The organism is Nocardia sp. NPDC051052, from assembly GCF_044456045.1.
GTDB lineage: Bacteria > Actinomycetota > Actinomycetes > Mycobacteriales > Mycobacteriaceae > Nocardia.
The window spans coordinates 332,129-343,452 of sequence record NZ_JBITFL010000001.1; the positions used below are offsets into that span (position 1 = coordinate 332,129).

Below are 11,324 nucleotides of genomic sequence, written 5' to 3' on the forward strand. Positions count from 1 at the left end.
AGCGGATCTAAACGGTGGTTGACCAATGCGTCATTGTTCCAGGAACTCCCGTTCTGAATCCTTGGACAGGCAGTTCAACGATCGATATCTGGAGCACGAGTTTGAATCTCTCCCGCATAGCCACCGCACTTTCGCTGATCGGTGCCGCGTTCATCATCTACGTCGGCGTCAGTTACGTGGTCACGCCCGCGTCCATGGCCCCGCAATTCGGCTTGCCCGAGTGGCCACAGGGGGACGCGGTCGCCTTCTTGAATCTCAAAGGTATTCGCGACATTACGAGCGGGCTGATCATCCTCGCGCTGCTCGCCGTGCGACAGCGATTCGCGCTGGGGGTCGCCACCCTCGTCATCGCGCTGAATCCGTTGGGCGACATGGTGACCGTGCTGCGCTATGGAGGGTCGACGGCGACCGCGCTCGGCGTGCATGGCCTCACCGCGATCCTGGTGGTGCTCACCGGCGGACTGCTGCTTCGTGAGCGGCGCGGTGCCGGCGAAATGGCAACGGGCGCAGCCCCTGTCGTTTCCGGGGCAGCGCGGTGAGAACGGCCCGAGCGGCCGCGCTGGTCGCGGCGGTGGTCACGGCCGGACTGATGGCGGGACTTTTCGCCGGGTTCGCTTACTCGGTGATGCCCGCCCTGCGGCACGCGAGCGACGGCGTTTTCGTCGAGGTCATGCAGCAAATCAATGTGGTGATCGTGAACCCGCTGTTCATGGCCTTGTTCATGGGTGGGCTCGCCGCCGCGGTGGCCGCCGTGCTGACGAACTGGCGGTTCCCGACGGCTCGCAACTGGGCCATCGCCGGATTCTTCTGCTACCTACTGATGTTCGCGATCACGACCGGCGTGAGTGTCCCGCTCAACGACAAGCTGGCGGCCGCCGGTGATCCGGCCCAGATCGCCGATCTGGCCGCGGTCCGCGCGCGGTTCGAAGGACCGTGGGTGGCCTGGAACATCGCCCGCGCGGTCGCCAGCGCCGGTGCGCTCGGCTGCTTCGCGTGGGCGCTGGTGCGGTTCGGGCGCAGGCCATTGTGAAGAAGATCTATTACGCGGCGCACACCTACATGATCGTCGGGGTTATCAGCGGTCTGTTCTACCGCGAGCTCACCAAGTGGTACGACGTCACCGGTGACACCCAACTCGGCGTGGTGCACACGCACCTGCTCGCCCTCGGGATGCTGTTCCACCTCATCGTGCTGGCGTTGGCGAAAGTGTTCACCCTGAGCACCAGCACACTGTTCGGCTGGTTCTTCTGGGTCTACAACGCGGGTCTCGCACTGACCGTCGTGATGATGACCGTGCACGGCATTCAGACCGTCGTCGGCGCCGAGACCAGCGCCGCGATCTCCGGCATCGCCGGGCTCGGGCACATCGTGCTGACGGTGGGCTTGATTCTGTTCTTCATCGCCCTCGGCAAGCGGGTTTCGGAGCCACAACAGGGAGCACAATGACCATGCGCGCTATCGCCCAGGATCGCTTCGGCGGGTCCGACGTCTTGCGGGTTGTCGAGGTGCGGCGGGGCCCGCCTACCTAGCCGACGAGGCGCGGCCGCTCGGAATTCGGGCCGTCTTCATGATCGTCGAAACCGGCCGCTTGCGGCCCCTCGACAGGGTCTTGCCTCTCGAACTCGCCGCCGAGGCGCACGAGCTCAGCCACAGCGGACGCGTCGTCGGGAAGATCGTCCTCACCGTCGACTGAACGGCGTTGCGCCGCAGCCGTTTCGAGTAGCGTCTGGATGAACGCGCACACCAGGGCGGAGTCTCCGGTCCTCGGCCAGATCAGGCCGTATTCGATGGGCGGAGCGTCACTGAACGGTACGAAGGTGACGCCGGGGCGAGCATGATAGTGACGGCCGCGCAACGCCACGGGGGCGACGCCGCGCCCGGCGGCGACGTGGGTAGGCATTTCTGTCCAGTAGGTGGCGGCCGGTCCCTGCGGGATCGGCCGTCCGGACGGCGTACGGGTGGGGAGGTGGAAGTTCAGCCAGTAGGCGGGGATGTCGCCGCGTAGCGACACCAGCGGGACGTCGGCGAGATCCTCCAGCGACACGGTCTCCCGGCGCGCGAACGGATGCCGCGCCGGAACCATGAGCGCGCGTGGTTCGGCGAAGATCACCGGGCCTGCCGTGAGATCCGGCTCGTCGATGGGGAATTCGCTGATCTGCAGATCGAGGTCGCCCGAGCGGAGTCCGCCGAGCGGATTACCGAGCTGGATCTCGTGGACCTTGATCTCGCAGTCGGGATTGCGCCCATGGAAGGCTTCGACGGTGCGGCCGAGCAGGTCGGCCACCCACGGGGTGGAGTATCCGACGCGGAGCGTGCCCGTGACGCCGCGACCCAATTCGATGGCCCGGGTAATCGCCAGCTGGACGCCTTCGTAGGCGGGCCGCAGCTCGTCACGGAGTCGTCGGCCGGCGGCGGTGAGCACGACGTGGCGGCTGGTGCGGCCGAACAGCGGTACGCCGACGCGCTGCTCCAACCTCTTGATCGTCTGGCTCACCCGCCCCGGTGACAACCCGAGCCGTTCGGACGTTCGCCGGAAGTGCAGCTCCTCGGCCAAGGTCAGGAACGTCTCGATCTCATAGCGCTCGATCACCGGTCTCCTCGAGTGCGATGGGAAGTTTTGCGCAACCGATCTTCGCACGTGAGGTAGCTGTTCGGTTACCCGCTCCCTGGGAGCTGGGCAGAACCGCTCAATTTAGCTTGGCGGCAAGGGTATTCGCAAGGGACCTAGCCTGGATTGGCCCGATCGGCGGATCTGGTACCCGAAGTCGTCATAAAGGAGGACGACGGCACGGGCCTACGACGGGACCATGATCACTGTGGAACGCGGGTCGCGCGTCCTCGGGGGTGGCTTCTGAGCGAAAAGGAATCGGTGCTGTGAAGGTCTCGGCAGATCCGTCTGCTCCGGTGTTGCGGTTGCGTGCAGTCACCGGTGTCGTGCTCGATCCGGTCAGCTCCGCCACCGGGCTGGTCGCGGTTGGGCAGATCGTGTTTCTGCTCGCTTGCTCGAGCGCACTCCGACAGGTGCGGTGATGGTTACCGTCATTCTGACCTGCGAGGTCGCGTTCTGGATTCTCGCCGCGACCGGACTGCTGTTGCGCTACGTAGTGCGCTGGCGACAAACGAGTTCGGTTGTGCTGGCTCTGGTTCCGCTGATCGATGTGTGCTTGGTCGGCGCGGTAGCCATCGACGTGTACCGGGGCGCGGAGGTCACGGGCATACACCTTCTGGCGGGGATCTATCTTGGCTGGACCGTGGTCTTCGGAAAAGGGACCATCGCTTGGCTCGACGGCTGGTTCGCATACCGGTTCGCGGGCGCGCCGCGTCCGGCGAAACGCCCCAAGCACGGCCCGGAAGCGCTGAAGAACGAGACGAAATCGTTCGTCAAATGGTTGGTCGCGGCCGCGATCGCGCTGGCCGTGTGCTTCGGCCTGTCGGTGACGGTCGCCGACGCGCAACAGGCCGCCGCGCTGCGCGAGGTGCTGCAGCCCCTGGGGATCATCACCGTCATCTGGTTCCTGACCGGCCCGGCGTGGGTGAAGGGCACGACGGAGGCGCGGCGATGACCGGAACGTCCGAATCCGCCGGCGTGATCGCGACGCCTTGTCTCTTAGAGTCCGATACTTAGAGGTCGGAGCCGGGTTCAGCAGCCGTGCGCCGCGCCAGTGCGTTTGTGATCAGAGCTCGTGCGGCGTCGCCGTAGGCCGCCTGGCCCGCGAGCAGCGCGAAGGTCTTCTCGTGCAGGGCGATCTCCGATGGCCGGGTGATGGTGAGTTCGGCGCTAACGGTCTCGGTGAGCACCTGGGTTCGGTCGTAGATGACGAAGTTCGTTGCCGGGGCGCAGTATTCGGCGTCCAGCGGGATCACGCCCAGTAGGAGGTTGGGACGCGCCAGTTCGCCGAGTAGGTGCTCGAGTTGTGCCGCCATCACCGCGCTGTCGCCGACGGTCCGGTGTAGCCCAGCCTCGCTGATCAAAATGTGGAAGCGGTGCTCGCGGCGCTGGAAAACGCCCTTGCGCGCCATCCTCATGGCGACGGCCTCCTCCAGGTCGTCACGGCCTCCGGTGATGGCGATGCAAGCGCGCAGGATGGCCCGCGCGTAACCCTCGGTTTGCAACAGCCCAGGCAGGGTGTCGGGAGCGAACCAGCGGATGAGCCGGGTCTGGCCTTCGAGCTTGATGGACTGGCGCTGCCGGTGCGCGTGCCCGGCGGTCACGGTGCGCTGCCACTCTAGATACATCGCGCGTAGATTCCGCAGGCTCGCAACAAGGTCGTCCAACACGTTCAGAGCGCCGCACGCCTCGCACCAGACGGCGAGGTCGGCTTCGGACGGCGCTTGCTTTCCGCGTTCGATGCGGCTGATCTTGCTGGAGTGCCAGTCGCATCGAGCAGCGAGATCGACGCCGGACAAATGCGCGGCTCGGCGCAGCTCCCGAAGGCGGGCGCCGAGCGCGGCCCGTGCGTCATCGACAGCTCTCACTGTGCGTGCGCGTGCTCACTGTCGACGTACTGGATGTGGTCAATGCCGTGCGGCCACAACGTCGCCCGTGCGTTCACGCAGCGAGAGACGATTCCCGGATCGGTGGTAATGGACAGCCCCATGAACTCCCCGCTCTCTGCGAAGGTCGTGAAGGCCACCGTGTCGTCATCGAACAGCCAGAAGTCATCGCCCGGCACGTCAGCTGGGTCGGCGAGGTGGCGCGGTAGCCACCGCACTGCCTCTCCGACCTCGAGGCGGATTTCGGTCTGGCTGAGCAACCACCGGGTGTAGTCCGAGTGCGGGACGGTGACCACGCGCAGGCGTTCGAGCGTGACGCCGCGACCGGCAGTCTCGACCACCAGGTCGTCCCACGCCTTCCACGACGCGGGCTGTTCCTCCGGTTCGTAGGTTTCCCCGGCCTTCCAGCGCCGTAGCGCTTCGACTTCATCGGCCACGCCGTAGGTGTCCTGCACCTCCAAGTGAAACGCATAACGGCGGGCTGCGCGGAACAGCGGCTCGAACACCTCGTCGCCGACAACGTGGAGCATCAGCGCACCACCACGGCTGTCTCATGGTCGGCGAGACGGAGCTGTTCAAGGACTTCCGGCAAGGTGACCTGCTCGCCGCTGACCAAGAACGAGCCGGGGGCCTCAGTGGCCTCCACAGGAAGTGTCATGCCCGGCTCCAGCCAGTCGAGCAGGACGTGCGGTACCAGCACGGTCCCGGTTCGGTCGGTGATGTCGCCTTGTACGACCAGCTCGCCGGTCTCGGTGGCGTACACCGCCGGGCAGGTGCCGTGGTCCGAGCCAGAGCCGAGCAGACGAAGTGTGAGGTGAGAGTTCATTGTGGTGCCATCCTTTGCGGATTGAGGCGAAACCTGCCTCGCAATCATCCCTGTGCCAGCTCCTCAGCTCACAGGCCTTTGCGCAAGATTGCGCAAAGTTGTATCGGGTCAAGGCAATGCCCGCCTAGCGTCAATTTCATGCCCCATCGCAGTTTCGATGCTGTTGAGAGGCGCGGCGGGCTGCCTGTACTAGGTCGTGGGGCAGCAACATTCCCTGGCGGTGGTGCGTACCCGCCGGACGACGGAAGAGGTGGGCCGTGAGCACACCCGGACGAGGGGACAACGACGTAGATGCGCGGAAGCCGGCGCTCGCGCCGGACGACTCCCCGCGCGCTTACCTGCACAACAGGGATGGCTCATGGTCGTTCGTCGGCGACGACGGATGGCCGGTCAGCCCCGGAGAGTTGCACGCCGATGCTATGAGCGCGATAGCCACCGCGGCGCGGCCCGTGATCGATGTGGACCCGATAGCCGTCACCGACACCGAGACCCGATGAGCAACAACATCTGGGTGATCGTCGGGTTCGTCGTGGCGGTCGGCCTGCCGCTTGCGGTCATCGTCGGCGCGATCTGCTGGCCGCAGCGCATTCCGCGCGAGCAGTCGGTGAGCGGTATCCACGACCGAATTCGCGAGGAAGACAACCACTCTGGACACCACGCCGGGACTTCTGGGTCGCCGCGCACGACATCCTGATGGCCGTGCTCGGGCCCTTTTCGCAACATGAGCCGATGAGGCCGGATACGCAGCCGGCTCGGGGAGGGTGCGCGATGCGCCGCGTTCTTCGACGCGCCGGAGGCTCGGCTACGTGCCGGACTATGCCCATATATAGAGATATGTCGGGTTAGCCACTACCGCGGCTGACTGCCCGGCTCGGCGGACCTATGCCGCCAGGAAAGCGCGTTTGCGAGCGATTGTCGCGCGGTGCGCGCTGTGGCGGGTGAATATGGACATGCTCGATCGGGTGGTGCGCGACGAAGTGCTCGATACACTCGCGGCCGCCGGTACCACCGCGGGCAGAACGGGGTAGGGATGCAGGTCGCCGTGATCGGACTCGGCGCGATGGGTCGACGAATCGCGGGTCGGCTCGCGCGAACCGGGCACTCGGTGAGTGTGTGGTCGCGGCGTTCGACCGTTGATGTGCCCGGCGTTCGGGTGGGCAGTTCCCCGGCGGATGCGGCGTGCGGAGCCGACGTCGTGATCACCATGGTCTCCGACGGCGCCGCCCTGCGCGCGGTGGTGCCCGGTGCGGACGGGCTGGCTGCGGGCCTCGGTGACGGCGCCACCGTCGTCCAGATGTCCACGGTCGATTCCGCAGCGGCGCAATGGCTTTCGCGGAACCTTCCGGCCGGGGCCGGATTGCTGGATGTCCCAGTGCTCGGCAGCATCGCCGAGGCCGAGGCAGGCACACTGGTGCTGCTGACCGGTGGCGATGACGAGGTTGTCGCCGCCTGCGAGCCGGTGCTACGGGTGCTGGGCACGCAGCATCGGGTCGGCGGCCTCGGCGCGGGGACCGCGGCGAAGCTGGTCGCCAACAATGCCCTGTTCGGTGTCATCGGTGTGCTCGGCGAATGTCTGGCCCTGGCCGAGTCGTTCGGCCTGTCCGCCGACGCGGCGTTCGAGATTCTGGACCGCACGCCGCTGCAGGCGCAGGCGCGACGCAGGCGGCCCGCGATCACCGACGACCAGTATCCGCCGCGATTCGCGCTGGACACGGCGCTCAAAGATGCCGGACTCATCGCGGCTTCGGCACGCGAGGCCGGCATCGACGCGCGGCTGTCGGCGGCGATGGCCACGTGGCTGTCCGACGCGTCGGACAAGGGTTTCGGCGGCCTCGACTACACGGCCGTGCTGGCATATATCAGGCACCGCCGACCCAGGTAACTGCTCGCCGTTTCCCGCTACCACACGCTGGCGGGCCAGCGCATAACTGACGCGTATGTTCTGCGTAGCTGTCGCTGTGGTGCACGCATGGGTGTTGCCGGGCTTCTAAACTTCGGGCTATCGGCTCGAGGTGAGGATTCATTTGGCGACGCAAGAGATCTCAGATATGCGGGTGGCGCCCTTCGGGGTGCTTCGGCTGGATGTCTTGGGTCCGGTCGAGGTGCGGCTGGCCGAGCGCAAGCTGGATATCTCGGCGCCGCAGACACTGGCCATGCTGACGATTCTCGCGGCCGAGTCCGGGCGCACCCTGTCGACGACGCAGTTGGCGGCGCGCCTGTGGGCGGACCCGGCGCCGACCTCGGCGGTCAATGTGGTGCGCAATCATGTGCACGACGTGCGTAAGCAGTTCGACGCGCACGGCCATGCCGGGGCCGGCGCGGCGTGGCTCGGCTCGACCATCGGTGGCTATCGGCTCGACCTGCCGGTGGAGTTCGATGTCGCCGCGGTCGAGGGGTTGATCATGGCCGCGGAATCCGACCGGGCCGCGGGCGCGCCCGACCTGGCGAACGAGAAACTCGTTGCGGCCAAGCAACTCTGGCGCGGCGATCCGCTGGTCGGGGTGCCGGGGCCGTGGGCGGACAAGGAGCGGGCCCGCCTCGGCGGGCTGCGCTCGGCGCTGGACGAGGCCGCGATAGCCGTCACGCTCGACCTCGGTCGCTATTCGGCCGCCGTCGCGGAATTGGAGGCGCTCGTCGCGGCCGAACCGCAGGGCGAGCGGTGGCACGAACTGCTGATGGTCGCGCTGTACCGGGCCGGGCGGCGGGTCGAGGCGCTCGAGGTGTACCGGAAGGCGCGCCGGTTGCTTGCCGACGAGCTCGGGCTCGATCCTGGTCCGGAACTGGTGCGGCTGCATCAGGAGATCCTCGCGGCCAAGGCGCCGGTGGAGACGCGGACATCGCGTTCGCCCGAACGCGACCTGAATTCGCCGCGGGTCCCGGCGCAGCTGCCCTCGGACATCGCCGACTTCGTCGGGCGCGACGACCTCGTCGACGAACTGACCGAGCTGCTCGGTACCGACTCCGACCGCCGCCCGATGGTCGCGATCACCGGGATGGGCGGCATCGGAAAGACCGCGCTCGCGGTGCATCTCGCGCATCGGGTGCGCCAGTGGTATCCGGACGGCGTGCTGTCGCTCGATCTCGGTGGCATGGACGAACTGCCGCGCTCGATCGACGTGCTGATCGAGACCGCGTTGCGCGCCTTCGGTTTCGAATCGAGCGCGCTGCCGCTCGACCGGGCGGAGCGAACGGACTTGTGGCGCAGCATTATTGCCCGCAAGCGGGTACTGCTGCTGCTCGACAACGCGCGCGACGTCGAGCACGTCACTCCGTTGCTGCCCGGTCCCGGTGCGGCGGCGGTGCTGGTGACCAGCCGGTCGAGTCTGGCGGAAATGTTCGACGCGCGGCTGGTCCCGCTCGATGTGCTGACTCCCGACGCGGCGTGGAAGTTGTTGGAGCGCAGGGTGTCGGCCCGGCGGCTGGCCGCCGAACCCGATGCGGCACGAGAGATCCTGCGCGCCTGCGGGCATTTGCCCTTGTCGCTGCGCATCATCGGGGCGCGGCTGGCGAGCAGGCCCACCTGGCCGCTCGGTGGGGTTGCCGAGCGGCTGGCCGACGAGCGCGGCCGGTTGGCCGAACTCACGGTCGGCAACGCCAGCGTGGAGCTCGCTTTCCTGGCCAGCTACCGCAGCCTCGAACCGGAGCTGTCGCGCGCGTTCGTGCTGATGGCGTTCGCCGACGTGCCGGAGCTGTCCGTCGCGGCCATCGCCGCCCTGCTCGACCGGGACTGGGGCGAGGCCGAACGGCTTTGTGAAACGCTGGTGGACCTGGGCATGTTGCAGACACCGGAGCTGGGGCGTTACCGGTATCACGAGCTGTTGCGGGTGTTCGGCCGCCAGGTGGCCGAACGCGAGCAGGTGCGGGAGTGGCCGCAGGCGTTGCACCGGCTGGTTGATTTCTATCTCGCCAGCGCAAAAAATATTGTGGAACTGCGTGATCCGGGCTTCGGTACCGACCAATACGCGGTCACCAGCGCGGCCGGGCAGCGATTCAGCACCGGACAGCAGTGTGCCGCCTGGGTTTTGGCCGAACATCGCGCGGTGGTGGCGCTCTATCGGCAAGCGGCCGACGGTGGTGACGCGGAAACCCGCACGCTCGCGGTCGATCTCGCGTTGTCGCTGGCGGTGGGCGGCGACGTGGGCGAGCATCAACCACAAGTGGCGCATGCCCTCGAGGTGCTGAGCCGGGCGGCCGAAACCGACAGCGAACGCCGGACCGTGGCCAGGGCGCAACTGGCCGCCGCGATGGCCCGATTGGTCGGAATGGGAGACCTGGGCACCGTCGGCGCGTTGAGTCGCGCGGGTGCGACCCTGCTGGAACTGGAAGACCGGGCAGGCGCGGGCATCGCCGAGATCATGCTCGGCACGGCCATGGCCTACCAGCGCGACATCGATACGGCGATCGAACACTACCGGCGCGCAATCGAACTGGTCAGCCAGGACTGGTCGGCGAGCCAGGGGATCGTCTGGGCGACGATCGCTCGCGTCTCCTGCGAGGCCCGGCGGTGGCCGGAAGCCGTCGAAGCTGCCGAACAGGCCCTGTCGTTCGCTCGCCAGGTCGGTAACCTGCGGGTCGAGTCGATGGCGTTGCACGAGTTGGGATTCGCGACGCTGCACGGCGGCGATCCCGAGACCGCCAGGCAGTTGTGCGAGCAGGCGCTCGAGGCGGCCCGCCGAGATGGCCGCAGGCATCAGGAGGGGTGGGCGCTGGCCAGGCTGGCCGAGGTCATGCTGGACAGCGGCGACCCCGCCGAGACGGTGCTGGTCGCCGACGAGGCCGTGCAGGTCGCCGACGAGGCGGTGCGCGCCCTTACCGAGGTCTCGGCTGCGGAGCGACGCGTGCGGGCGATGCAGGTGTACAGCCGTGCGCTGGCCGCAGTCGGGCGCGGGGAAGAGGCGGCGCCGATTCTGCAGAAGGTCGCACAATGGAGTAGGCGTATCGGGCTTGATGGTCCGGACGCCGAGGCGTCGATCGCCAGTTGACGGGGAACTGCTCCCCCTCGGCTGAGTCGTCAACGGCGCCGGTCGCGGCCTCGGCCAATGCTGCCGGTGGCGAACTTCAGCGTTTCGGCAACCTCCTGGAATTCGGCTGCGGCACAGCAAAATACGTCGGTCCGATCGCTACGCGCTTATTCATCGTGTGCCTCCGGTGGTGGTTTCCTCGGCGAGGCGCTTGACCTCCGTGAGGCCGGACACTTCTCGCTCGATGGCGTCGGCGCCGATCACTCCGGACAGCCGATCGGCGGGGAACGCGCGGCACCGGTTCAGCGCCACGGTGGCGGGTTGCCCGGCAAGGTAGGCGTCGCTGAAGCGCAACTGCCACAACCCGGCCGCGATCTCCCCGGCCCGCCCGGCCTGTGTCCGCGGCAGATAGCCGCCCGCCTCGCCGGTGATGGCAGCCCAGATATAGCCGACCACAGTGCCATTCATCCGGACCGGGAGATACCGGACCGGGGCGTCGGTGTCGTCGGCGTAGGTCTGTAGCGGGACGCTCCGCAGCGGTCCCCAGCCGTCGCTGCGGTCGGCGGGTGTGCCGTCGGGGTAGGTGCCGTCCTGGACCAGCGGTCCCTCGTCGAGGGGTGGGCCGTCGGGGTTGAGCCGGGCCCACAGCTCGGCCAGGCTCGGTGCGCTGCCAAGCCGGATCCCCGGCGGAACGACACCGGCGACCGCATCTTCGGTTACGCCGATCCACTCCTCGAGCGCAGCGATCGGCGCCAGCCCACGTCCGGCCGCGTTGTCGAGGCGTCGTTCCCAGGCGAGCAGGCAGTCGAGATCGTCTCCGGCCGTGGCGAGTTGGCGTTCGAAGCCCGCCGCGTGGTGGTCGGTGGATGCCCACAGATACCCGATGAGCTGACCCTGCCGATGCACTGGCAGATAGCTCAGCGGGCGGCGTGTCCAGCGGCTGTAGGCGGTGGGGGTGCTTGTCATCGATGCTCCGGTCCGAGGTTGGGATTGGTCGGTGGGGTCGTGCCGGTTGCTGCCATCGATCCGCGCTCGGGTCGCCA

Annotated in this window: 15 protein-coding genes and 1 pseudogene; 11 read left to right on the forward strand and 5 right to left on the reverse strand. The window is 67.6% G+C overall.

Features of this window, described 5'->3' with window-relative positions; translation table 11 throughout:
• Positions 1–101: 101 nt before the first annotated feature.
• From ACIBCN_RS01530 to ACIBCN_RS01545, 4 genes are all read left to right on the forward strand, one after another.
• The gene (locus ACIBCN_RS01530; protein ID WP_396989502.1) at positions 102–539 is read left to right on the forward strand and encodes a DUF4267 domain-containing protein; all 438 of its coding nucleotides are present in this window, start codon (positions 102–104) and stop codon (positions 537–539) included.
• The gene (locus ACIBCN_RS01535) at positions 536–1,030 is read left to right on the forward strand and encodes a DUF1772 domain-containing protein (protein ID WP_396989503.1); all 495 of its coding nucleotides are present in this window, start codon (positions 536–538) and stop codon (positions 1,028–1,030) included. The genes ACIBCN_RS01530 and ACIBCN_RS01535 overlap by 4 nt, the downstream gene beginning before the upstream one ends.
• Entirely contained in the window at positions 1,027–1,446 is a 420-nt protein-coding gene (locus ACIBCN_RS01540) for a DUF2871 domain-containing protein (RefSeq protein ID WP_396989504.1), read from the forward strand. The genes ACIBCN_RS01535 and ACIBCN_RS01540 overlap by 4 nt, the downstream gene beginning before the upstream one ends.
• 121 nt (positions 1,447–1,567) lie before the next feature.
• A complete protein-coding gene (locus tag ACIBCN_RS01545) occupies positions 1,568–1,693 on the forward strand; it encodes a zinc-binding dehydrogenase (protein ID WP_396990155.1) in 126 nt (41 codons plus the stop codon).
• A 27-nt stretch (positions 1,694–1,720) separates the two neighbouring features.
• On the opposite strand, the pseudogene ACIBCN_RS01550 reads toward ACIBCN_RS01545, so the two are convergent.
• Positions 1,721–2,638: pseudogene (locus ACIBCN_RS01550) on the reverse strand (LysR family transcriptional regulator); the annotation flags it as partial.
• A gap of 236 nt (positions 2,639–2,874) precedes the next feature.
• Between ACIBCN_RS01550 and ACIBCN_RS01555 the strand changes: the two are divergent.
• A complete protein-coding gene (locus ACIBCN_RS01555) occupies positions 2,875–3,030 on the forward strand; it encodes a hypothetical protein (RefSeq protein WP_396989505.1) in 156 nt (51 codons plus the stop codon).
• Positions 3,030–3,563, forward strand: a complete 534-nt coding sequence (locus ACIBCN_RS01560) for a hypothetical protein (RefSeq protein WP_396989506.1) — start codon at positions 3,030–3,032, stop codon at positions 3,561–3,563. Before ACIBCN_RS01555 ends, ACIBCN_RS01560 begins: the two co-directional genes overlap by 1 nt.
• A 58-nt stretch (positions 3,564–3,621) precedes the next feature.
• Here the strand turns inward: ACIBCN_RS01560 and ACIBCN_RS01565 are convergent, their stop codons facing one another.
• From ACIBCN_RS01565 to ACIBCN_RS01575, 3 genes are read right to left on the reverse strand one after another with little or no spacing between them, the layout of a single operon-like run.
• Positions 3,622–4,476, reverse strand: a complete 855-nt coding sequence (locus tag ACIBCN_RS01565; RefSeq protein ID WP_396989507.1) for a helix-turn-helix domain-containing protein — start codon at positions 4,474–4,476, stop codon at positions 3,622–3,624.
• Positions 4,473–5,024, reverse strand: coding sequence for a DUF6879 family protein (locus ACIBCN_RS01570; RefSeq protein ID WP_396989508.1), 552 nt, complete (start codon positions 5,022–5,024; stop codon positions 4,473–4,475). Before ACIBCN_RS01570 ends, ACIBCN_RS01565 begins: the two co-directional genes overlap by 4 nt.
• Positions 5,024–5,320: a hypothetical protein gene (locus ACIBCN_RS01575; protein WP_396989509.1), complete on the reverse strand. Its 297-nt coding sequence runs from the start codon at positions 5,318–5,320 to the stop codon at positions 5,024–5,026. Before ACIBCN_RS01575 ends, ACIBCN_RS01570 begins: the two co-directional genes overlap by 1 nt.
• A 257-nt stretch (positions 5,321–5,577) precedes the next feature.
• Between ACIBCN_RS01575 and ACIBCN_RS01580 the strand changes: the two genes are divergently transcribed.
• The 5 genes from ACIBCN_RS01580 to ACIBCN_RS01600 all read left to right on the forward strand — a co-directional run bounded on the left by ACIBCN_RS01580 (position 5,578) and on the right by ACIBCN_RS01600 (position 10,302).
• A complete protein-coding gene (locus tag ACIBCN_RS01580) occupies positions 5,578–5,817 on the forward strand; it encodes a hypothetical protein (protein WP_396989510.1) in 240 nt (79 codons plus the stop codon).
• Positions 5,814–6,014 carry a hypothetical protein gene (locus ACIBCN_RS01585; RefSeq protein ID WP_396989511.1) on the forward strand — a complete coding sequence of 67 codons (201 nt, stop codon included), beginning with the start codon at positions 5,814–5,816 and terminating at the stop codon, positions 6,012–6,014. The genes ACIBCN_RS01580 and ACIBCN_RS01585 overlap by 4 nt, the downstream gene beginning before the upstream one ends.
• Positions 6,015–6,222: 208 nt before the next feature.
• A complete protein-coding gene (locus ACIBCN_RS01590) occupies positions 6,223–6,348 on the forward strand; it encodes a hypothetical protein (RefSeq protein ID WP_396989512.1) in 126 nt (41 codons plus the stop codon).
• A gap of 2 nt (positions 6,349–6,350) precedes the next feature.
• Positions 6,351–7,202 carry an NAD(P)-dependent oxidoreductase gene (locus tag ACIBCN_RS01595; protein WP_396989513.1) on the forward strand — a complete coding sequence of 284 codons (852 nt, stop codon included), beginning with the start codon at positions 6,351–6,353 and terminating at the stop codon, positions 7,200–7,202.
• A 142-nt stretch (positions 7,203–7,344) separates the two neighbouring features.
• The gene (locus ACIBCN_RS01600; protein ID WP_396989514.1) at positions 7,345–10,302 is read left to right on the forward strand and encodes an AfsR/SARP family transcriptional regulator; all 2,958 of its coding nucleotides are present in this window, start codon (positions 7,345–7,347) and stop codon (positions 10,300–10,302) included.
• A gap of 150 nt (positions 10,303–10,452) precedes the next feature.
• Here ACIBCN_RS01600 and ACIBCN_RS01605 read toward each other — a convergent pair whose 3' ends face one another.
• On the reverse strand, positions 10,453–11,247 hold the full coding sequence (locus tag ACIBCN_RS01605; RefSeq protein ID WP_396989515.1) for a hypothetical protein: 795 nt from the start codon (positions 11,245–11,247) through the stop codon (positions 10,453–10,455).
• Positions 11,248–11,324: the final 77 nt, after the last annotated feature.

Bases quoted from the DNA above. Each gene is read 5' to 3' on its own strand.
- ACIBCN_RS01585 (WP_396989511.1), top strand. From the start codon at position 5,814: ATGAGCAACAACATCTGGGTGATCGTCGGGTTCGTCGTGGCGGTCGGC.
- ACIBCN_RS01605 (WP_396989515.1), bottom strand. From the start codon at position 11,247: ATGACAAGCACCCCCACCGCCTACAGCCGCTGGACACGCCGCCCGCTG.
- ACIBCN_RS01560 (WP_396989506.1), top strand. From the start codon at position 3,030: ATGGTTACCGTCATTCTGACCTGCGAGGTCGCGTTCTGGATTCTCGCC.
- ACIBCN_RS01595 (WP_396989513.1), top strand. From the start codon at position 6,351: ATGCAGGTCGCCGTGATCGGACTCGGCGCGATGGGTCGACGAATCGCG.
- ACIBCN_RS01545 (WP_396990155.1), top strand. From the start codon at position 1,568: ATGATCGTCGAAACCGGCCGCTTGCGGCCCCTCGACAGGGTCTTGCCT.
- ACIBCN_RS01570 (WP_396989508.1), bottom strand. From the start codon at position 5,024: ATGCTCCACGTTGTCGGCGACGAGGTGTTCGAGCCGCTGTTCCGCGCA.
- ACIBCN_RS01575 (WP_396989509.1), bottom strand. From the start codon at position 5,320: ATGAACTCTCACCTCACACTTCGTCTGCTCGGCTCTGGCTCGGACCAC.